Origin of the sequence: Brachybacterium sp. SGAir0954, assembly GCF_005490785.1 — a bacterium.
Classification (GTDB): Bacteria; Actinomycetota; Actinomycetes; order Actinomycetales; family Dermabacteraceae; genus Brachybacterium; species Brachybacterium rhamnosum.
This window is the reverse complement of the sequence record NZ_CP027295.1, coordinates 1,966,598-1,986,666: the sequence shown is the minus strand read 5'-3', so window position 1 is coordinate 1,986,666 and position 20,069 is coordinate 1,966,598. Positions and strand designations below refer to the sequence as shown.

Genomic DNA, 20,069 nt, shown 5'->3' with positions numbered 1-20,069 from the left:
CCGCCCTTCACCTCTCGACAACCGAGCGGAAGTAGCAGAAGCGAGAGTCACATGAAGAAGGATAAGAAAGCTCTCGAGCTGAGCTACGACCCAGATGAGTACTTGTGCACGTGGAGCATCCCCGACGGCGCGGGCGGCTGGCGAGCGTTATCGGGGAGCGTAGACGTGCAACCAAATTGGCCTCCTCGAGGTCGCGTGCATGGCGAGGTGCCGCTTCTAAACACCTCCAGCACACCCGGCCAAGCGCGCTTCGCGTTCCCTCAACGCACAGAAGCCCCTGTGCTGCGCGCGGTTCTAGCGAACGGCGGCACCCTCCTCGTGCTGGACGCGACGATTACGTACTGGAGCACTGGTGCGGGGAGAATCAGCGGCAGTGCGGCACTGCTCGGGCGGGGACATGGCCACTATGCTCCGGGAAAGCCCACTACGGATCCTTCGGATCAGTCGCGTCCGATGATCAAAGGGGCACGCATTCAGACTACTGCGCTCGATGCTGTCCTCGGTACGGCCCCGATCAACGAAGTGTCTTTTCCATCATCTTCTGAATCAACTATACGAGAGTGGGCTGCTCGCACTAATCCCGAGGCAAGCTGTGAGTGGGCTTCCGAAACGGCGACCCTCCGCGTGAGCTATGACGGCCGCATGCGAACCACGGATGCCTTCGAGTTTCGGCTGCGATTCAGCCCTGTCGCAACCTTGCAGCTCGAAGAAAGCCTGACGCTCCGCGGCTTGGTGGACGAGTACGTCGAACCGCTACGACGATTCGTCGCCATTGCAACAGGAAAAGCCCAGGATCTGACTTACCTTGCCGTCGAACTTGAAGCAGAGAGTGGCTGGTTCCAAGTCTTCGGGACGGCAATCACCCAGGAACCGTACGAGTCATCGTCTGACGCAGTCAGAGGCGCATCAAGCGCGGTGAGTGCATATGAGGATGACCTCTCACTGCTGGAGCTCGTCTCCCGATGGCGAGACCTCGAAGCCAAGCACCATCCGCTTGCAGAGACGTACGGCTCAATGCTTCACGCGGAGGACCAACACCCGCGATCTCGCTTCCTGCTCCTGATTCAGGCACTGGAGGGAATGCATGGAGCCGAGACCCGCGAGCAGTACGAGGACCAGGTCAAAGTACACACACAACGCCGCACCGCCTTGCTAGAGAAGCTCCAGCCTTTGGCCGGTGAGAGCAGCACTGAGGAGGAGACGGGCACAGAGATTCTCACCGACGCAGATCGCCGGTTCCTCAAGAAGTTCCTAATGAAGAGACCGATCAGCAACCTCGACGGCGCTCTGAGCGCGATGGCAAGTTCCCTACCAGTCAACGGCATGGACGCCCTCAAGAAGACCGTTCTTGTCAAAGGCCTGCTCAGTTCTGAACGAGCAGAGTCCGCACCGGCGGCACTACGGATCGTCCGCAACGACCTTGCCCATGGGAACCGTGGCTATCCGTCCGACGATCTCGACGAAGTCGTCACCCTGCTTGAGCAGATCGTGCGCGCCCATGCACTGCGCCTCCTTGGATGCCCGGATCCTGTAGTTTCCCGCGTGTTCGGGGACGATTGAAGAGCGCTCTGGAGGCGCCAAGAGATCGCGAGTGCGGGATGGGTGCGGGAAGGAACGAGGGGACGGGGTGGGTGGACATCGCTACCTCAACAGGATGCCCGAGCTGCGAGCGCCACGGAGAAGGTGCCCGCAGAAGGGAACACGGGAGGATGAACGGCCAGCGTCCTCCCGTGGCGGCACCAGGGTCGCCCATACCCGACGAGCGCAGCCACTCCCGGCCCGCTACCGCAGATGCACGTTCCACTTACGGATGCATTCGTTGGACCAGGCGTAGACCTCATTGGAGGCATTGAATCCTCTGTACCCCGATGGTGACGACCTCACTCGATCAAGTAAGGTCTCATAGGCTCTCCTGCGCGAACGACGTCGTCACGCAGTCCTGGGTCCTCAAGACAGCTTCGCCCTGGAAAACTGATTGATCTAATGGACACCCGGATGGGCGCGAAAGCACTGTCAGCGAGTGCTCACAGGTGCAACGCGAGGAAACCGCGCCATCGCACAGCCGCTCGCACTTCCTCCGGGAAATTAAGGTTCATCCGACGGAACCGGCACCCCCGAGGTCTCCAATGCCACCATTGGAGACATTGCATCCTTTGGGGGCATTACCTCCATTGGAGTCATTGGATCCTTTGCGCCCATTGCACCCACAGGGACCTCATCGGGATGAGGAACAGACCTCACACGGCGACAGTGGTCTACCGCGGACTACGACCTGCCCTCTTGAACCTCCATGGACCCACAGGAATCGAGGCCTCCCCGCATCTTCTCCATCCTCGAAGCCAGATCCGCGACCGTCTCCCCCATCTCCCTCAACCAGAAGTTCTATCCCACTCGCACCCTCGATTGCCCCCCGCGAAGGCACCTGCGTATCGCCAGGCCGATCCAAGCTCACGACACCCATACAGACACGACGTCAGGACCAGTGCGAGACGATGGACGCCACCATCGGTACGCCAACGTAGTGACCCACGGCTCCAGTCCGGCTCGCGACCTTCTCAACTGCGTCCCTGCCACGCCAATCAGCACCCCGCGAGCCACGATGCGATCAGAGCACATCGATGGCGAGCACTCTGCACAACGATTCACACCCAAGTGCAGGCCTAAGTGCAGGCCGATCCGCAGGTTGAGTACCCCTCGCGCTCCACTCGACACTCACCAAGGGTCTGGAAACTCCAGACCTTCTCCGGCTGGGAGGGTCTCGAGTTTCTAGACCTTCGCCCTCAATGGTCTCGAAACTCCAGACCTTCGAGATCAGCTCGCCCAGACGAGCCCATCCTCGTCGACCTGCGGCGTTTCGGAGCCCGAGTTTCTCATGTCCCTTGCCAGCGCCTGCTTCACTGCACCAGGAGACGTCCCCATGACCGTGGCTATCTCGTCCGGAGTCATTCCGGCACGCACCATCGCGGCCCGTGCACGCCGGCGAGTCTCTGCCAGCTGACGGCGTTCAGCGGTGGCCGCCGCCGTCCTGATTCCACGGTGCTTGTCCATCATTGCGCCTCCACACGCCCGTCAGTGGATCCTGGGAAGCTCGCCAGTGGCGCCTCGCCGCAGGAAAGTCGACCTTCCGCAAGTCGACCATTCCAGACTACCTACCCCGAACATCGCCATTCCTTCCCAAAGCCCCATCGGCCACAACACGAGGCACGAGCGCACCGATGAGATCTGCGCTATCGCGACCAGTCATCCGCATCCGCCGCAGGAAACACGTCCTGTATCGAGGTCTGCGGCGGAGGCCTCATCCTGAAGGCTCGTGCCCACAAGCCTCCGGCCAAGGCGCACGTCGCCCTAGGCACGACGGCGAATACGAGAGCCAGGGCCAGGAGGACTCCTTCGAGGATCCCTCGGAGGAGGCTGACACAGGACCCATTCGTCTGTTCACGCCTGGGCCGGACTGCCTGAGGGGTAGGAACCCGCCCAGGGGCCCCGTTCTCCGCCCTCCACACCTCACGATCCGCTGCGACTGCCTCTGAAAGCTGGTCGCGTGCTGCCGCGAGTCCGCCATATCGCGCGAACGACATGAGAACCGAGCGCGCAGCAGACGGACGCCGCCGTGCCGCGCTCCGGATTACTGGGAGCGGCCACGACGAGGCCACCGCTTGAAGTGCAGGCGACAAAGGGATCCGCAACCAGTCCAGAGCGAGAACGAACCAACCGGCCGCGGTGAGCCCATCTGGATCGAACGCCGCATGCGTTGGGTCGAGGTGGGGTGGAGGAGCATCGATCAGTGCCCTCAGAGCGGACAACACTTCCGAAGCCCCTTCATCCCATGCGAGAAGGGGCTCGACGAGCCGCGCATCCAACAGCGGATCGTCGCGGGTTGCGACCACCCGTGCAGAGTTCTTGGATGGAGGGTGGAGCTCGGCAAGAGATAGTCCCAGGAGGTCACGAATCCTCTGCCCGGCCGCAGGGACCGAGAGACCGAGGCTCAGAGCTACGTCGCGGACGGCGAGGGCACGAGCACCCTCGGCAGGGACCTGAAGGAAAATGAGAACTCGCTCCGCGTCGACCCGCGTGCGCGTCGACGCGCACGGACTCGCGGACACAAGTGGGTCAGTGGAGGCGGCGCGCCCGGATGCGATGACGCGCGCGCCGGTTGTACTCTGGCGCATGAAGTGATCTCCGACGCGGCCTCCGCCCGGACTGCAATCCGGGACCAACGGGGGCCGCGTCCTCATGTCTACACGTCGCCGCTCCAGGTTTCACGGGACACGCCGGAACCCTGATGAGGACTGCGATTTGCATTCTGACCTGCAGGTATGCCACCGTAGAGACGACGAGAAAACGACGTCGAAACCCCACGAAGGCAGAGCAGCAACGAAGGCAGTTACGGTATTACGCCTGCAGATTCACACCAAGTGGTTACCTCGTTGTCGAATGCGACCTACATGCCTCTGACCTGCAGTGATGAGGCGATGAGGGTCCCTACCGCCTAATCCGTCGGTTCCCGGTTCGAGTCCGGGTGGGGGCACCGACCTGTCGCCCGGACGAGGAGGGATCCGATGCTGAAGCTCGTGACCCTCGGGGCGATCGTGCTGCTGGTCCTCCTGCGCCTCGCCGGCACCCGCCTCGGCGCCCGACTGCTGGGCGTCTCCCACCGGGTGCTGGCGTTCGTCTACCTCGCGGCGCTCGTCGTCGCCGGGGTCGCGGCCGTCGCGACCGAGCAGTGGACGCTGCTCGCCGTGGTGGGGGTCCTGCTGGTGATCAGCGGCGTCCAGGAGCTGCGGCGCCGGCTCGCGGGCCGTGATCCCGTCAGGAGGCGGTGACCTCGACCGTCGTCGTGACGGGGGTCGGGTTCTGGAAGAGGTCCATCACGGGGCAGTGGGCGTCGACGGCGGCGCGGAGCTCCTCGTAGCGCTCGGCGGTCTCCGGGCCCGTGAGGCGCACGGTCAGGCGCACGTCCCCGAAGCCGGCGCGCACGGACTCGTCCTTGCCGAAGAGGCGCGCGGCGTCGAGGTCGCCCTCGGCGGTGACGTCCACGTCGTCCACCTGGATGCCGAGCGCGTGGGCGTACAGGCGGTACACGACGACCTGGCAGGAGATCAGCGCGCCGAGCGCGACCTCGACCGGGCTCGCGGCGAGGTCGTCGCCGGCGAGCGCGGCGGGCTCGTCGACCGCGAACTCATGCTTGCCGGCGGTGATCCGGGAGGCGACGGAGCCGACGCCGGTGCCGGTGACGCGGTAGGTGAGGTGGGCGGAGTCGCGACGGGCGTCGATGCGCTCGCCCCAGGCCTGCCCGGCGGCGGTGAGGCGCTCGGGCCGGGCGGCGGCGCTCTCGGCGAGGGCGGTGTCGAGGGAGGTGCTGTCGGTGAGGGTCATGGGCACACGCTAGGGATCGTGCACGCGGAGGTCACCAAGCTCCGCCACATACCGTCATCAGCACAGGTGATGACCCCGGTGCGGCACCGTTCCTCTCCCCCGGACGCGCGGGAATCCGGCATCCCGGACGCGACCTGCATCGATGTCGTGTCCGATCGGTAGTAGGGGGCCGCCTGCTCCGTAGGATGCCCCCCATGACTTTCACGCCGCCGAGGATGGACGCCACCGAGTCACGGGCCTGGCTGGCGCTCATCGCGACCTGCGAGCTGCTCCCTGCGGCGCTCGACGCCGAGCTCCAGGCGGACGCCGGCATGACCCACTTCGAGTTCCAGCTCCTGGGCCGGCTGAACCTCGCCTCGCGGCACACGCTGCAGATGAAGGAGCTCGCCGTCGCGACGAACTCCTCCCTCCCGCGGCTCTCCAAGGCGATCAAGCGGCTCGAGCACCGCGGCTGGGTCTCGCGCACCCCGCACCCGGAGGACCGTCGCGCGACCAATGCGACGCTCACCCAGGACGGCCGGCGCGCGATGATCCTCGCGACGCCCGGGCACCTGGAGACCGTGCGCGCCGGGGTGCTCGAGAAGCTCAGCCCCGCCCAGATGGAGCAGCTGGCCGACGCCCTCGAGCCGATCGTCGCGGGTCTGGATCCCAAGGACCATTTCCGGCTCACCCGCGCCGAGGACGCCGACTGACGTCCACCCGGTCCGCTCAGCGTCCGCGGTCGTTCTCCCCCACCGCGCGGCTGTGCGCCGAGGACTCCTCGTTCCAGCGCTCGACCCAGTCGGGGACCACCAGGTGCTCCGGCATCGGGCCTGCGCCCTCGAGCACCTCGGAGACGTCCACCGAGCCGCCCTTCCAGCGCAGGAAGCGGGCGCGCACGATGGCATCGGCGTAGACGGTCTCCCCCACCCGGAACACCTGCTCCATGTAGATCCACCGCTCGTCGTGGCCAAGCACGCGCGTGGAGAGGTGGTAGCGCTGGCCGAGCGTGAGCGAGCGGCGATAGGTGATGGTCTGCCCGGCGACGATGGGGTACCAGCCCTGGGCGGAGATGTGCTGCCAGAACCCGGAGCGGATCATGAGGTCCATCCGGCCCAGGTCCATGAGGGAGAGGTACCGGCCGTTGTTCATGTGCCGCTGCACGTCGAGGTCGAGCGGGTTGACGCGGAACGCCGTGCGGGAGGTGTCCCAGATGCTCAGGGCGTGGCCGCGGCGCAGCCGCAGGCGGATCATCAGCCACAGCAGGCGCAGGTACATGTTCATCGGTGAGGTCCTCCCGGCGACGGTGCCGTGCGGGGCGGGCCCGCGACGATGACTCGATGGTAACTACTCGCGGCGCCGACGGGGGCGCCCGGTTCCGCGAGCAGGGCCCGGCGAGCGGGCCGGTGCTCGGCGTAGGGTAGGCGCTCGTGACCTCCACCAGCGCCCGCGCCGCCTCTGACCGCATCATCTGGGTCGACTGCGAGATGACCGGACTCGACAAGCAGAACGATGCTCTGATCGAGATCGCCGTCCTCGTGACCGACGCCGACCTCAACATCCTCGGCGAGGGGGTGGACGTCGTCGTGAAGCCCCCGGCCGGGGCGCTCGACGGCATGGACCCCTTCGTCGTCACCATGCACACCACCTCCGGGCTCATCGACGAGCTCGACGGCGGCATGAGCATGCGCGAGGCGGAGGAGCTGTGCCTGGCCTACGTCAAGGAGCACTGCCCCGAGCCGGGCAAGGCGCCGCTCGCCGGGAACAGCGTCGGCACCGACCGCGCGTTCCTGGACCGCGACGTGCCGGAGTTCGCGAGCTGGCTCTCCTACCGCACGATCGACGTCTCGAGCCTCAAGGAGCTCGCCAAGCGCTGGTTCCCGCGGGTCTACTACAACGTCCCCAAGAAGCACGGCGGCCACCGGGCGCTCGCGGACATCCGCGAGTCCATCCAGGAGCTCAAGTACTACCGCCAGGTGCTGTTCGTCGCCGATCCCGGCCCGACGACCGCCCAGGCGCAGGAGGCCTCCCGCGCCTTCGAGCTGCCCGCCGGCTCCGTCGCCGCCCCCGTCGAGGCCGCGCGCCCGCCGCGCACCCCATGGCTCGACGCCCCGGCCCATCGGACCTGGCTCGAGGGCGAGGGTGACGACCTCCTGCTGTTCGGCTCGGAGTCCGTGCGCGAGGACGGCGGCTTCGCCTGGCTCGACGAGAACGGCGAGCCCGATCTCTCCCGTCCCTCGGAGCTGTGGATCACCTGCCGCATGACGCACTGCTTCTCCCTGGGCCACCTCCTGGGGCGCCCGGACTTCGGCCGCTTCGCCGATCACGGGATCGCCGCCCTGACCGGGGTCTTCCGGGACCGCGAGCACGGCGGCTGGTTCGCCGCCGTCGAGGGCGGCAAGGTCGTCGACGACACCAAGCAGGCCTACGCCCACGCCTTCGTGGTGCTCGCCGCGGCCTCTGCGACCGCCGCCGGCCGGCCCGGCGCCGCCGCGCTCCTGGACGAGGCGCTCGAGGTGCTCGACGCGAAGTTCTTCGACGCCGAGGCCCGCCTCAGCGTCGACACCTTCGACCGCACCTTCACCGATCTCGAGGACTACCGCGGGATCAACGCGAACATGCACACCGTCGAGGCGCTCCTCGCCGCGGCCGACGTCACCGGCGACCGCCGCTGGCTGGACCGCGCCGTCGGCATCGCGACCCGCGCGATCGACGAGTTCGCGCGCGCCAACGACTGGGCGCTGCCGGAGCACTTCGACACCGACTGGAACCCGCTGCTCGAGTACAACGCCGACGAGCCCAACCACCCGTTCCGCCCCTACGGCGCGACGATCGGTCACTGGATCGAGTGGGCGCGGCTCGTGCTGCAGGCCCGCTCCGCGCTCATCGCGGCGGACGGCGAGGCGCCCGAGTGGATGCTCGAGGCGGCGACCGCGCTCATGGAGAAGTCCGCGGCGACCTTCGGACTCGACGGCGCGCCGGGCTTCGTCTACACGGTGGACTGGGACGGGAAGCCCGTCGCCCAGGAGCGCATGCACTGGGTCGCGGCGGAGGCCGTGGGCGCCGCCGCCGTCATGTACCGCGTCACCGGCGACCCGGTGTGGGCCGAGCGCTACGAGCAGTGGTGGGAGTACGTCTCCACGTACCTGCTGGACGCCGAGGGCGGCTCATGGTTCCACGAGCTCGACGCGGACAACGAGGTGCAGGGCGTGACCTGGCCCGGGAAGCCGGACATCTACCACGCCTTCCAGGCCACGATCATCCCGCGCCTGCCGGTCGCCCCGGCGATGGCGGAGGCGCTGCGCGAGGGGCTCCTGGACAGCCAGGTCTGAGGGAAGCGACCCCGACGCCGACGGGCCCGGGGAGCGACGCCGACACGGCGATCTCCCCGGGCCCGTCCGCGCACCGGGAGGAGGCGCGGGGTTCAGCCCCGCTCGAGCCGCTCCACGGCCGCGTCGAGGCGCTCGATCTTGCCGTCGAGCTCGCCGGCGTCGTGGCCGGGACGGATGTCCGCCTTGAGCACGAGGGAGATCCGGGAGCCGTAGCGGCCGGCCTCGAAGGTGGCGGCCTTCACCACGGCCATCACCTCGTCCCACTCCCCCTCGATCTCGGTGAACATCGAGCTGGTGCGGGTGGGCAGGCCCGAGTCGCGGACCACGCGCACGGCGGCGGCGACCGCGTCGTGCACGCTCGCGGCATCCGCCCCCTCGCCGAGCGTGCGCTCGAGATGAGGGTCGGAGGGGGTGCCGGTGGGCTGGACGGAGAAGGCGACGATCATGCCTGCAGTCTCCTCCACGGGGCGCCCGGGCGGGGCCCCCGCCCGGATGGGGCGCGTCTCACACCACGAATCCCGCTCCGTGGTGCGGAGATCCGCTCCGAGGACGGTATGCTCGGTTCTCGTTGCGGAGCTCGCTCCGCACATGGTGGTCGTAGCTCAGTTGGTAGAGCTCCTGGTTGTGGTCCAGGCGGTCGCGGGTTCAAATCCCGTCGATCACCCCAAGAAACGCCCTGGCGACAGGGCGTTTTTTCATGTCTGCGCGCCCCTGTCCCGCCCCGCGGTCACCGAGGGGCACCGCGGTCCCTCCTCATGCGGCGTCCCAGCCGCCCGGGTCCTGGCTCTCCTCGCCGACCTCGTCGCGCCACCACGTGGAGGCACGAGGACCGCGCGTGACCAGGCCGAGCTCGAGCTCCGCCTGTCGGGCGTCGACCCGCTCGCGCACCTGATGGGCCCACAGCGCGTACCGCTCCTTCGTGCTCATGCCCGTGAGTCTGCCGCCCGGGTCCGACGCACGAGCCGCCCGTGCGGTCCCCCAGCGCGCGAGGACAGAGCGCCGATCGCACGACGGTCGGGGCGCTCAGCCGGACGAGCACCTCGAGGCGGCGCTCCGGGTGCTGCGCATCATGCTGGCCGCCCTCGGCGACGTGGAGCGCGGCTGATCACTGCGCGAGGACGCCCGGGCGTCTGCCAGCTCCCCGTGTCACCATCGATCCTCCTGCACCCGACGGAAGGACCCTGCGATGACCGCGACGCCTGGAGACGCCGACGTCCCCGACCGGGTGCGGGACATGGTGGCGGCGCGCCAGCAGCAGCTCGCGACCGTCGGCGCGGATCCGCAGGCGCTCGCGGAGCAGCTCCGCCAGGTGTTCGAGGAGTTCACCGAGCTGCGGATGCACTACCAGTTCGGGATCGACGAGGTCCTGACAAAGGTGGAGATCCTCCGCAAGGAGTTCGAGCAGATGCACGACTACTCCCCCATCGAGCACGTGCGCACCCGGCTGAAGTCCGTGGAGTCCCTCGTCGAGAAGGCGCTGCGCACTGAGGGGGAGATGACCGTGCGGGCGATCCGGGAGCGGATCCACGACATCGCGGGGATCCGCATCACCTGCAGCTTCGTCTCCGACGCCTACTGGGTCGCGGAGATGCTCGCCGCGCAGGGCGACCTCGAGGTGCTCACCGTCAAGGACTACATCGCCTCCCCGAAGGCCAACGGCTACCGCTCCCTGCACCTCATCGTGCGGGTGCCCGTGTACCTCTCCACGCACGTCGAGCAGGTCCCCGTGGAGCTGCAGATCCGCACGATCGCCATGGACTTCTGGGCGAGCGTGGAGCACAAGCTCTCCTACAAGTACGAGCGGAACCTGCCGCCCGAGCTGCGCGCGGAGCTCGACGACGCCGCCCGGGTCGCCGACGACCTCGACGCCCGCATGGAACGGCTGCGCGGGGAGATCCGCCCCATGCCCGTCCACGAGGGCAGTCTGTTCGCCCAGCGGCCCGCACCGCCCGCGGAGGGCTGAGCACCGCGGCCCCGTCGGCCGGTCTCCCCCGCGCGGGGTTGTCGGCCCCGCGGGCGCCGGGGATCATGAGCCGATGCAGACCCCGGCTCCGTGGACGAGCACCCTCGCCTTGATGCTGCGCCTCGCGCTCGCCGCGGTGGTCCTCGCGGCGCTGACCTCCGATGCGGTGCACGCGGCCCGCGACGGGCTGCTCGCGCAGGACGTCTCCTACTTCACCAACCAGAGCAACGCGATGCTCGTGGTGCTCGCGGTGGCGACGGCGTGGATGGCGGTGCTCCCCCGCCGCATCGACGACCTGCGCGGTGCGGTCGCCTTCTACCTCGTGATGACCGGGCTCGTGTACGCGCTGCTCGTGGCACCGCTCTCCGAGCTGGGGCGCTGGGACATCGGCTGGCAGGGCATCGTGCTGCACCGCCTCGCCCCGCTCGCCGCGCTCGCCGACTGGCTGCTGACCCCGCGGCGCGGCCCGGCCCGTCGCACCCGGATCCTGTGGTGGCTGGTCTATCCGCTCGCCTATCTGGCGCTCACCTGGATCCGCGGCGCGATCACGGGCTGGTACCCCTACGCCTTCCTGGACCCGACCGTCGCCGGCTGGGGTCCGGTGCTGGTGACGGTCCTCGTGGCGCTCGCCGCCTTCGTCGCCGTCGCGACGCTCCTGCATCTCGCGGGCGGGCGGCTCGCCCGGGGCGGCCCGGTCCCGGCGCGGCGCTCCCCCGCCCGGGCACGCCCGGCCCGCCGGGCGAGCGGTCACCCGGCGGGCGTCCCCGCTCCCGGCGCCGAGGGCACCGGGAGCGGGGAGGGCAGGGGCGATCAGCCCTGACGCAGCTGCTGCCGGTAGGCGCGGCGGTACTGCGGCGGGATGATCTCGGCGTCGCCGTGCAGCGCGATCACGGCATGGAGAGCCCAGGCGGGGTCGCGGAGGAACGCGCGGCCCACACGGACCACCTCGGCCTGGGCGGTGACGAGCACGTGCTCGGCCTGGAAGGGCTCGTCGATCATGCCGACCGCGGAGATCGGCACGTCCGTGTGCGCGCTGAGGTGCGCGGCGAGCGGGGTCTGGTAGCCGGGGCCGACCGGGATCGTGGCGGGCACGTTGCCGCCGGAGGAGACGTCGACCATGTCCACGCCGTGCTCGCCGAGCCAGGTGACGACCTGGGTGGTCTCCTCGAGGTCGAAGCCGCCGTCGGTCCACTCGGTCCCGGAGAGCCGTGCGAGCAGCGGCATGCCCTCGGGGATCCGCGCGCGGACGGCGTCGACGACGCGCAGCATCAGCTTCGCGCGCCCGGCGAGGTCGCCCCCGTAGGAGTCGGTCCGGCGGTTGCTCAGCGGCGAGAGGAACTCGTGGAGCAGGTAGCCGTGGGCGCCGTGGATCTCGAGGAGGTCGAAGCCCGCCTCGACGGCGCGCTCGGCGGCGGCCACGAAGGCGTCGACGACGCGGTCGATCCCGGCCTCGTCGAGGGCGACGGGATCGGCGAGCCCCTCGTAGGGCACCGTGGAGGGCGCCAGCGTGGTCCAGCCGCCCTCGGACTCCGGGAGCGACTGGCCGGGGCGGCCGGTCCCCCACTCGGCGCCGGTGGAGGCCTTGCGACCGGCGTGCGCGAGCTGGATGCCGGCGACGGCGCCCTGCTCGTGGACGAGCTCGACGACGGGCCGGAGGGCGTCGCGCTGCGCGTCGTCCCAGAGGCCGAGGTCGGTCGGCGAGATGCGGCCCTCGGGGACGACGGCGGTGGCCTCGACGATCACGGCGCCCGCCCCGCCGCGGGCGAAGGAGCCGTAATGCATGAGGTGCCAGGGGGTGACGACGCCGTCGCGGCCGGTGGCGGAGTACTGGCACATGGGCGGGACCCAGATGCGGTTGCGCACCGTGAGGTCGCGCAGGGTGATCGGGGACAGCAGCTGAGAGGGCACCGGAGGGGTCTCCTTCGCACGAGGGGATGTTCCGGCCCGCTCGGGAGCGGGCCCACCGGGCCAACTCGTTGCGTGCGCGCTTTATTTCTTCCTGCTCCATTGCAGCGCGCAGGTGTCGGACCCGTCACATCGTGGTGCGGACCATCCGGACATCCCGCCCGCCCGGACCCCAGCGCGATGTCCGTGGGTCAGATCGGGGCCACGCCGCCGGGACGTGCGGCGGACGACGCGTCGACCGTCGTCGCCCGAGCGACCGCCGCCCGCACGTGCGCGCGGTGCGCCCGCAGTGTGAGCACGAGCAGCGCGCCGACGCTCACCACGCCGATCACCACGTGCACCGCCATGCTGGAGGTCGCGTCCCAGGCGGTGTGCAGCACGATCGCCGCGACATAGGTCGCCGCGAGCTCGAGGACCGCGAGCACCTTGCGCGAGGAGGCCACGAGATGCCACAGGGCCGCGCAGATCGCCCCGGTCCACGCCACATGGCCCGCCGGGACGAGCACGCCCCGCAGGATGAGCGTCGCGTCCAGCTGGGCGAGGCCCCCGCCCCTCTCCAGGAGCGCGTTGAAGCCGTAGCCCATCGTCTCGAGCACCGCGAAGCCGGTTCCCGCGGCGATCCCCACGACGATCCCGCCGCCGCGGGTGGTGCGGTGCGCGGTCGCGAGCACCACGAGCGGCACCACGAGCTTCGCGGTCTCCTCGATGACCCCCACGAGCAGGATCGACTCCCGGCCCAGGAGCGCCCCCGCGATCGACTCCTCGAGCCCCGCGATCGTGATGCCGACGAGCCCGGCGAGCACGACCGTGACGAGCACGACGGGGGTGGGCACGAGAGCGCCGGCCCGGCTGGACTGGGCGAACAGCAGCACCGTGAGCGGGACCGTCGCCGCGCCGACCAGCAGGACGCTCGGGAGCATCGTCGAGTTCCGGGTGAGCAGCATGACGACGAAGAGCACGACGTAGGCGACCACCCCCACCACCAGGGCGGCGATCCACGAGAAACGGAAATACCACGGGTAGGCGGTCGGCATGACGGGTTCCCTTCGACTCGATGAGGATCAGTATGCGTGTTGCCCAGGTCACCCGGGGACGGGATCATCGGGGCATGAACGAACGACGCCGCGTCCTCATCACCGGAGCCACCGGAGGCGTGGGCCTCCACCTCGTCCAGGGGCTGGGCGAGGAGTACGACCTGATCCAGCACGGCCGCACCCCGCGCACCCCCGAGCAGGAGGGCGCCCTGCACACGGCCGACATCTCCGCCTACCCCGAGGTGCTCGCCCTCATGGACGGCGTGGACACCGTCGTCCACCTCGCGGGCGCCGCCTCCCCGGAGTCCACCTGGGACGACGTGCTGGGCGCGAACATCGTGGGCACCCGCAACGTCCTCGAGGCCGCCCGCGAGGCCGGCGTGCGCCGCGTGGTCCTCGCCTCCTCGAACCATGCGATGGGCATGTACGACCGCCTCGAGCAGTGGCCCGTCTACCCGGACACGCTCCCCCGCGCCGACTCGCTCTACGGCGTCTCGAAGATCTTCGGCGAGGCGCTGGGCCGCTTCTACCACGACGAGCACGGCCTCGACGTGATCTCCCTGCGCATCGGCTGGGTCACCGAGGACCCGCTCGAGGCGGAGGAGGACGTGCTGCGCGCGATGTGGCTGAGCCCCGGGGACTGCGTGCGCGTGGTGCGCCGCGCGATCGAGGCGGAGAGCACCTTCGGCCTCTACTACGCGATCTCCGACAACCCCAACCGCCGCTGGTCGATGACCAACACGACGCTCGAGCTCGGGTACCGGCCGCAGGACTCGTGGGTGGACCTCCCGGGCGCCCGCGAGCACGTCGTCGAGGGCGGGGCCGACGTCCCCGACACCTGGCCCGCCGGGTCCTGACCACCACGCCCCGCACCAGACCTGACTGGCCCACCCCGACCCGAGGGCCGATGGTCCCCTGGGGCATGTCCGTTTGCGCGCTGGGGTTCCACAACGGGAACTCAGCCGCGCAAACGGACATGGATCCGGGATGCCAGTCACCGGGCCGGGCGACGCCGGGCACCGGGCCGGATCGTCGGCCGACATGACCCGGGAACGACGAAGCCCCTCGGTCTCTCGACCGAGGGGCTTCACATCGGGTGCGCCATCAGGGACTCGAACCCCGGACCCGCTGATTAAGAGTCAGCTGCTCTAACCAACTGAGCTAATGGCGCCAACGGAGAAGAACATTACCGCCCGTCCGGCCGTGCGCCAACTCCAGAGGGCCCTCTGTGAGGGAGCTGACAGCGACGACCGCCCGGCGCGCCCGCCACGGCCCCGCGCCCGCCATCCAGCCGACTCCCCGGCCCCACCTGGAGGATCGCCTAGACTCGACCTCCTAGACTCGGACGCCCGGACCGTCGCACCCCGGGCGGTCCGCCACCACCGCACAGGAGGTCTGCGTGAGGATCGCCGTCACCGGAGCCACCGGCGTGCTCGGCCAGGAGGCCGTCGAGGCACTGGTCGCCGCGGGCCACGAGGTCACCGGGGTCACCCGTCGTGACTCCGGCGTCCCCATCATCGAGGGGCGCGGCGGCAGCGCCGTCGTCGCGGACGTCTTCTCCTCCGGGGACCTCGCCCGCGCGTTCCGCGGCCACGACGTCGTGATCAACACCCTCGCCCACGTGCCCGTCGGCATGTCCGGCCTGCGCCCCCTCGCCTGGCGCGAGGACGACCGCCTCCACCTCGAGGCCTCCGTCGCGATCGCCGAGGCCGCCGCGCACGCCGGTGCCAGGCACCTGGTCCAGGAGTCCACGGTGTACCTCTACCCGAGCAACGGATCGGACTGGATCGGCGAGGACGAGCCGCTCTCCGTGCGCAACCAGGCGTTCCGCCCGCGCGTCCGGGAGATGCGCGCCGCCGTCGACTTCGCGACCGCGGGCCGCACCGCCGTCGTGCTGCGCCTCGGCCAGCTGTTCGGCCGTGACCAGCACACCACGCATGCCCTGAAGGCCGTCCGCCAGGGCGACCCGATCCTCCTGGGCGGCCAGCAGGACTACATCACCCTGCTGCACCACAGCGACGCGGGTCGCGCCTTCGTGGCCGCCCTCCGCGCCGGCAGCGGGTTCTACAACGTGGGCGGGGAGCCGATCACGAAGGGTCGCTGGGCGAAGGACCTCGCCACGGAGGCCGGCGCCTCGGCCCCGGCGAAGTTCTACCCGGAGATCACGCAGGCGATCGTCGGCACCCGGCTCGAGACGCAGCGGCGCTCGCTGCGCGTCTCCTCGGTGCGCTTCATGTCGGAGACGGGCTGGCGCCCCACCGTCGGCCCCTCCACCCCGGGCTGGTCCCGCCGCTGAGCGCAGCAGCTCCCAGAGCGGAGAGGGGCCCCGCCGTCCACGACGGCGGGGCCCCTCTCTGCTGTGCGCTCAGAGTGTGCGGATGACCTTCGCGGGGCTGCCGACCGCGAGGGAGCTCGCGGGGACGTCCCTGGTCACCACGGAGCCGGCGCCGATCACGGAGTCCGCGCCGATGCTCACGCCGCCGATGATCGTCGCCCCGCCGCCGATCCACACGTTGTCCCCGATGGTGATCGGCTCCGCGGCCTCCCAGCCGGCCCGGCGGGGCTCGGCCTCGAGCGGGTGGATCGGGGTCAGCAGCTGGATGTTCGGGCCCAGCTGGCAACCCTTCCCGATCCGGATGTCCACGACGTCCAGGGCGGTGAGCCCGTAGTTCACGAAGGTGCCCGCGCCGATGTGCAGCTGGGTGCCGTAGTCCAGGCGCAGCGGGGCGCGCACGTGGGCGCCCTCGCCGAGCTCGCCGAGCAGCCCGCGGAGGATCTCCTGGGAGCCGTCGGGGTCCTCGGGATAGGCGCGCTCGAAGCGGGCGGCGGCCTCGAGGGCGCGGCGGTAGGCCTGCTGGATCGCGGGGTCGTCCGCGATGTACCAGTCCCCTGCCTGCATGCGCTCGATCGCGGGGCGCGGGTCGTTCTCATCGATCTGGAAGGGCTTCATGGGCCAAGCGTACGGGCGTACACCCGGGGAATCCGCCGCACACGATGAGGCGCTCGGCACGCTCGCGGCGACGGCCGCACCGCGCCGACCCCCGCCGCCCCGATAATCGGGGGATGAGCATCTCCCCCACGCCCCTCGAGGACTCAGCCCGCTGCCCCTGCGGGAGCGGCGACACCGTCGGCGGATGCTGCGGTCCGCTGCTCGCGGGCACGAAGCGCGCCGCCACCGCGGAGGCGCTCATGCGCTCGCGCTTCACCGCCAACGTGGTCCACGACGCCGATCACCTGCTGCGCACCTGGCACCCCCGCACGAGCCCCTCCTACCGGGACCTCGAGTCCTCCTTCGACGACGGGTTCGTGTGGAAGCAACTGCTGGTCACGGCGACCGAGGCGGGCGGGCCCTTCGACGCCGAGGGGATCGTGGAGTTCACCGCGATCGCCCGCACCCCGGAGGGGCGGCGGGAGCTGCGGGAGCGCTCGAGCTTCGTGCGGGAGGACGGCACGTGGCTGTACGTCTCCGGCGAGCTGACGAACGCGCCGGGCTCGCACTGACGACGGACGCCCCGGGGCCGCGCTGAGGCGGGCCCGGGGCGTCCGGTCGGAGAGAACGATCAGCGGCCGACGGCCGCGGCCTTCTTCTCCGCGCGCTTCGCGGCCTCCTGCAGGAGCGACGCGAGCTCGCCGGCGTAGCGCTCGGCCTCGTCGGTCCCCGGCAGGGTGGACTTCTTCAGGGCCTTCTGGACGTCCTTCGCAGACCGACCGGTCTGCTTGCGGCCCTGCTTGATGGCCTTCGCGGCCTTCTGACCGCGGGTGGGCTCGCGGCGGGAGGCGGCGACCGCGATCGCGACGCCCGCTCCCAGCACCGCCACGCCGATGACGCCGCCCGCGATGGCCTTCAGGGGCACCGCGGGGGACTTCCCGTCACCGGCGTCGGAGAAACCCTTCAGCGACGCGACGAGCTCGTTCTTCCAGCGCAGCGCTGCATTCTTGGGATTGACGCGGTCGATCAGCTCGTCGATGTCAGCGGCGAGGTTGTCCTGACGCCGGTAGGCCTCGTCGCGCATGTCGTCCAGGCTCTGCTTCTTGGCCACCATTGCCTCCGTGCGGGTTGCGGTCTCGGTTGCGGGAATCGTATCGCGAGCGGGGATCAGCCCTGGGTGCGGGCGAGGAAGTCGCCCGCACCGCCCACGAGCTCGACGTGTCCGGAGGGGACGTCGGCGGTCGCAGCCTTCACGACCTCGGTCGCGAACTCGTCCACCGAGTAGAGCCGGCCGGCGGCCTCGCGCCGCGCCTCGAGGGCGCCCGGCTCGGCACGGTTCAGCAGGGTCGCGGTCACGGTGCCCTCGATCATGTCCCCGGAGACGACCACGAGGGAGACGCCCTTCTCGGCGAGCTCGGGGAGGCGCGCGGTGAGCGCGTCCTCACCGGCGCGCTTGGAGCGGGCGACGGCCTCGTACTGCGCCATGGTCTCCACCTCGTTGATGAAGTGCGCCTGGTGGCTCGTCACGAACACGACGCGCGAGCCCTCGCCGAGGTGCTCGAGACCGGCGGTGAGGGCGTCGTCCTGGGCGTCGCGGTTGAGCTTCATCGCGTAGTCCTCGCCGAGGTCGCTCTCCATGCCGCCGGAGGCGTTCAGGACGAGCAGGTCGAGGCCGCCGAAGGTGTCCACCGCGGCCTGCAGCAGGGAGCGGACGCCCGCAGGATCGGTGAGATCGGCGCCGACGGCGATCGCGTGGCCGCCGGCGGCCTCGATCTCCGCGACGACCTTGTTCGCGCGGGGCGCCTTCTGGCGGTAGTTGACGACGACGTTCGCACCCTGGGCGGCAAGCTGCTTCGCGGTGGAGGCGCCGACGCCTCGGGAGGATCCGGTGACGACGGCGGTCTTGCCTGCGAGGGCGCTCATTGCTTCTCCTGTGGGACGGGGACGTGACCCGGGAAGCCTACCGGTTGCGGCTACCCTGGTCCGGCGCGCGAGTGGCGGAATCGGTAGACGCGCTGGATTTAGGTTCCAGTGCCCCAGGGCGTGGGGGTTCGAGTCCCCCCTCGCGCACGCGACGGCCGCCGGGCACGAGGATCGCGGACCCGTCGGCGGTGACGACCAGCTGCGCGCGGGCCCGGGCGGGGGGCCGGGCAGGCGGCTCGCGGAGGTGCGGGCGGTGCCCACCGGGGAGAGGGACGCGACGGGCTCGACGGCGACGTCGGCGCGGTGCCCCGTCACCCGCGAACGGCGTCAGGACGTCCCGTCGGCCTTCCTGCGCAGCCCTCGCGCAGATGGGTTCCTCCCTCGCCATCGCCGGCATGATGTTCGGCCTGATCCTGCACTTCCAGTACGCGAACGGCTGGAGCCCGCTCGTCGCCGGCCTCGCGAATCTCCCGATGATCGCCGCGGCCATGGTCGTGCTCACCCTCGGGATGCGCACGGTGATGATCATCTGCGCCGTCGCCCTCGTCGAGGCGATGCCGCAGAACCGCACCTCGCTCGGCGCCGCTCTCAACGACACCGCCCAGGAGCTCGGGACGAGCATCGGCACCGCCCTCGCGGGCACGCTCATCGCCGTCCTCGTCGCCTCCGTGCTGCCCGCCGGCACCTGGGACACCGCGCTCGTCACGCTCTTCCACCACGGCGTGGCGCTCACCGACGGCGCGCTCGCGGTGGTCGTGGGGCTGCTCGCCGGATGGGGCGCGCTCCCCCTCACCGACTCGCGCACGGCCGAGGCGCACTGACCCCAGCCCCGCCCCACGGGCGGCACGCCGATCACCGCGCCGACCACCGACGGTACGCTGGCGGGCGTGCGCCGCGACCGCCCGCACGCACCGACCTCGAGGAGATCCCCGATGACCCTGTTCGGTCTCGTCCGCCACGGCCAGACGGAGTACAACCGGCAGGGCCTCTTCCAGGGATCCAGCGACGTGCCGCTGAACGAGACGGGGCGCGAGCAGGCCCACGTCGCGCTCGACACCGTCCCCCCGGTCGACTGGGATCTCGCGATGTCCTCCTCCCTCTCCCGGGCGGAGGAGACCGCGCGGATCATCGCGGAGGACCACGACATCCCCGTCGCGGGCACCGAGCCGCGGCTCGTGGAGATCGACTGGGGCGCCGCGGAGGGCAACCCCGTGGCCGATATGGAGGAGCGCTACCCCGGCCGCGCCTTCCCCGGCCGCGAGACCACCCAGTCCGTCGTGGACCGCGCCGCCGAGGCGCTCGAGGACCTCGCCGAGCAGCACCCCGGGAAGAACGTCCTGATCGTCGCCCACGGCACGCTCATCCGCCTGCTGCTCTCCGGCGTCACCGGCGAGCACCTGCCCTCGATCCCGAACGGGACCCTCTCCCTCATCGAGGTCGAGGGCGAGACCTGGCGGGTGCGCATGGTCGCCGGTGACGAGGTCGAGTTCCCGGCCGTCACCGTGCCGCGCGACCGCTCCCCCCGCTTCGCCCTCGAGGACCTCCATCTGCGCCCGCAGGGCCTCGAGCCCGCCCGCGACTGACGCGGGACCGCCCCACCGGCGGCACCGGCCGCCTGGACCGATCCG

General features: G+C 70.3%; 20 protein-coding genes and 3 tRNA genes. 13 read left to right on the top strand and 10 right to left on the bottom strand.

Annotation, left to right across the window (positions count from 1 at the left end; all coding sequences use genetic code 11):
- The first annotated feature begins 51 nt into the window (after positions 1–51).
- Together C1N80_RS08970 and C1N80_RS08965 are read left to right on the top strand one after the other, a co-directional pair.
- Positions 52–1,560: a hypothetical protein gene (locus C1N80_RS08970; RefSeq protein ID WP_137770443.1), complete on the top strand. Its 1,509-nt coding sequence runs from the start codon at positions 52–54 to the stop codon at positions 1,558–1,560.
- A gap of 2,999 nt (positions 1,561–4,559) precedes the next feature.
- Positions 4,560–4,823 carry a hypothetical protein gene (locus C1N80_RS08965; protein ID WP_137770442.1) on the top strand — a complete coding sequence of 88 codons (264 nt, stop codon included), beginning with the start codon at positions 4,560–4,562 and terminating at the stop codon, positions 4,821–4,823.
- Here C1N80_RS08965 and C1N80_RS08960 read toward each other — a convergent pair.
- Positions 4,810–5,376 (bottom strand): OsmC family protein, encoded by a 567-nt coding sequence (locus C1N80_RS08960; RefSeq protein WP_137770441.1) that lies wholly within the window; start codon positions 5,374–5,376, stop codon positions 4,810–4,812. The two genes, C1N80_RS08965 and C1N80_RS08960, sit on opposite strands and share 14 nt — an antisense overlap.
- A 194-nt stretch (positions 5,377–5,570) precedes the next feature.
- On the opposite strand from C1N80_RS08960, the gene C1N80_RS08955 reads away from it, so the two are divergent.
- Positions 5,571–6,068 carry a MarR family winged helix-turn-helix transcriptional regulator gene (locus C1N80_RS08955; protein ID WP_205750635.1) on the top strand — a complete coding sequence of 166 codons (498 nt, stop codon included), beginning with the start codon at positions 5,571–5,573 and terminating at the stop codon, positions 6,066–6,068.
- Positions 6,069–6,084: 16 nt separating this feature from the next.
- Here the strand turns inward: C1N80_RS08955 and C1N80_RS08950 are convergent, their stop codons facing one another.
- Positions 6,085–6,639 carry an acyl-CoA thioesterase gene (locus C1N80_RS08950; protein ID WP_137770439.1) on the bottom strand — a complete coding sequence of 185 codons (555 nt, stop codon included), beginning with the start codon at positions 6,637–6,639 and terminating at the stop codon, positions 6,085–6,087.
- Between the two features lie 146 nt (positions 6,640–6,785).
- Between C1N80_RS08950 and orn the strand changes: the two genes are divergently transcribed.
- A complete protein-coding gene (gene orn / locus C1N80_RS08945) occupies positions 6,786–8,687 on the top strand; it encodes an oligoribonuclease (RefSeq protein ID WP_137770438.1) in 1,902 nt (633 codons plus the stop codon).
- A gap of 92 nt (positions 8,688–8,779) precedes the next feature.
- Here the strand turns inward: orn and C1N80_RS08940 are convergent, their stop codons facing one another.
- Complete coding sequence (locus C1N80_RS08940) at positions 8,780–9,133, bottom strand: thiamine-binding protein (RefSeq protein ID WP_137770437.1); 354 nt, start codon at positions 9,131–9,133, stop codon at positions 8,780–8,782.
- 145 nt (positions 9,134–9,278) lie between these two features.
- Between C1N80_RS08940 and C1N80_RS08935 the strand changes: the two genes are divergently transcribed.
- Positions 9,279–9,354, top strand: a tRNA-His gene (locus C1N80_RS08935).
- Positions 9,355–9,440: 86 nt separating this feature from the next.
- Here C1N80_RS08935 and C1N80_RS15525 read toward each other — a convergent pair.
- Positions 9,441–9,614 carry a hypothetical protein gene (locus C1N80_RS15525; protein ID WP_168198072.1) on the bottom strand — a complete coding sequence of 58 codons (174 nt, stop codon included), beginning with the start codon at positions 9,612–9,614 and terminating at the stop codon, positions 9,441–9,443.
- A 259-nt stretch (positions 9,615–9,873) separates the two neighbouring features.
- Here C1N80_RS15525 and C1N80_RS08930 point away from each other — a divergent pair, with 259 nt between their 5' ends.
- Both C1N80_RS08930 and C1N80_RS08925 read left to right on the top strand, forming a co-directional pair.
- The gene (locus C1N80_RS08930; protein WP_137770436.1) at positions 9,874–10,650 is read left to right on the top strand and encodes a GTP pyrophosphokinase family protein; all 777 of its coding nucleotides are present in this window, start codon (positions 9,874–9,876) and stop codon (positions 10,648–10,650) included.
- A gap of 73 nt (positions 10,651–10,723) precedes the next feature.
- Entirely contained in the window at positions 10,724–11,470 is a 747-nt protein-coding gene (locus C1N80_RS08925; RefSeq protein WP_240811071.1) for a Pr6Pr family membrane protein, read from the top strand.
- On the opposite strand, the gene C1N80_RS08920 is transcribed toward C1N80_RS08925, so the two are convergent.
- Together C1N80_RS08920 and C1N80_RS08915 are read right to left on the bottom strand one after the other, a co-directional pair.
- Entirely contained in the window at positions 11,461–12,558 is a 1,098-nt protein-coding gene (locus tag C1N80_RS08920) for an NADH:flavin oxidoreductase/NADH oxidase (RefSeq protein WP_137770435.1), read from the bottom strand. The genes C1N80_RS08925 and C1N80_RS08920 overlap by 10 nt on opposite strands.
- 188 nt (positions 12,559–12,746) lie before the next feature.
- A complete protein-coding gene (locus tag C1N80_RS08915) occupies positions 12,747–13,589 on the bottom strand; it encodes a PrsW family glutamic-type intramembrane protease (protein WP_137770434.1) in 843 nt (280 codons plus the stop codon).
- Positions 13,590–13,663: 74 nt separating this feature from the next.
- Here C1N80_RS08915 and C1N80_RS08910 point away from each other — a divergent pair, with 74 nt between their 5' ends.
- Positions 13,664–14,446 (top strand): NAD(P)-dependent oxidoreductase, encoded by a 783-nt coding sequence (locus C1N80_RS08910; RefSeq protein WP_137770433.1) that lies wholly within the window; start codon positions 13,664–13,666, stop codon positions 14,444–14,446.
- Between the two features lie 240 nt (positions 14,447–14,686).
- Here C1N80_RS08910 and C1N80_RS08905 read toward each other — a convergent pair.
- A tRNA-Lys gene (locus tag C1N80_RS08905) sits at positions 14,687–14,760 on the bottom strand.
- Positions 14,761–14,988: 228 nt separating this feature from the next.
- On the opposite strand from C1N80_RS08905, the gene C1N80_RS08900 reads away from it, so the two are divergent.
- On the top strand, positions 14,989–15,885 hold the full coding sequence (locus C1N80_RS08900) for an NAD(P)-dependent oxidoreductase (RefSeq protein ID WP_137770432.1): 897 nt from the start codon (positions 14,989–14,991) through the stop codon (positions 15,883–15,885).
- 69 nt (positions 15,886–15,954) lie between these two features.
- On the opposite strand, the gene C1N80_RS08895 is transcribed toward C1N80_RS08900, so the two are convergent.
- Positions 15,955–16,539: a sugar O-acetyltransferase gene (locus tag C1N80_RS08895; RefSeq protein WP_137770431.1), complete on the bottom strand. Its 585-nt coding sequence runs from the start codon at positions 16,537–16,539 to the stop codon at positions 15,955–15,957.
- Positions 16,540–16,652: 113 nt separating this feature from the next.
- Between C1N80_RS08895 and C1N80_RS08890 the strand changes: the two genes are divergently transcribed.
- Entirely contained in the window at positions 16,653–17,090 is a 438-nt protein-coding gene (locus C1N80_RS08890) for a YchJ family protein (protein ID WP_137770430.1), read from the top strand.
- A 59-nt stretch (positions 17,091–17,149) separates the two neighbouring features.
- On the opposite strand, the gene C1N80_RS08885 is transcribed toward C1N80_RS08890, so the two are convergent.
- Complete coding sequence (locus C1N80_RS08885; RefSeq protein WP_240811070.1) at positions 17,150–17,632, bottom strand: hypothetical protein; 483 nt, start codon at positions 17,630–17,632, stop codon at positions 17,150–17,152.
- A gap of 53 nt (positions 17,633–17,685) precedes the next feature.
- Complete coding sequence (locus C1N80_RS08880) at positions 17,686–18,441, bottom strand: SDR family oxidoreductase (RefSeq protein ID WP_137770428.1); 756 nt, start codon at positions 18,439–18,441, stop codon at positions 17,686–17,688.
- A gap of 65 nt (positions 18,442–18,506) precedes the next feature.
- Between C1N80_RS08880 and C1N80_RS08875 the strand changes: the two genes are divergently transcribed.
- From C1N80_RS08875 to C1N80_RS08865, 3 genes are all read left to right on the top strand, one after another.
- Positions 18,507–18,588: transfer RNA gene (locus tag C1N80_RS08875), tRNA-Leu, on the top strand.
- 221 nt (positions 18,589–18,809) lie between these two features.
- Entirely contained in the window at positions 18,810–19,262 is a 453-nt protein-coding gene (locus tag C1N80_RS08870) for a hypothetical protein (protein WP_205750634.1), read from the top strand.
- A gap of 111 nt (positions 19,263–19,373) precedes the next feature.
- Positions 19,374–20,024 (top strand): histidine phosphatase family protein, encoded by a 651-nt coding sequence (locus C1N80_RS08865; RefSeq protein WP_137770427.1) that lies wholly within the window; start codon positions 19,374–19,376, stop codon positions 20,022–20,024.
- Positions 20,025–20,069: the final 45 nt, after the last annotated feature.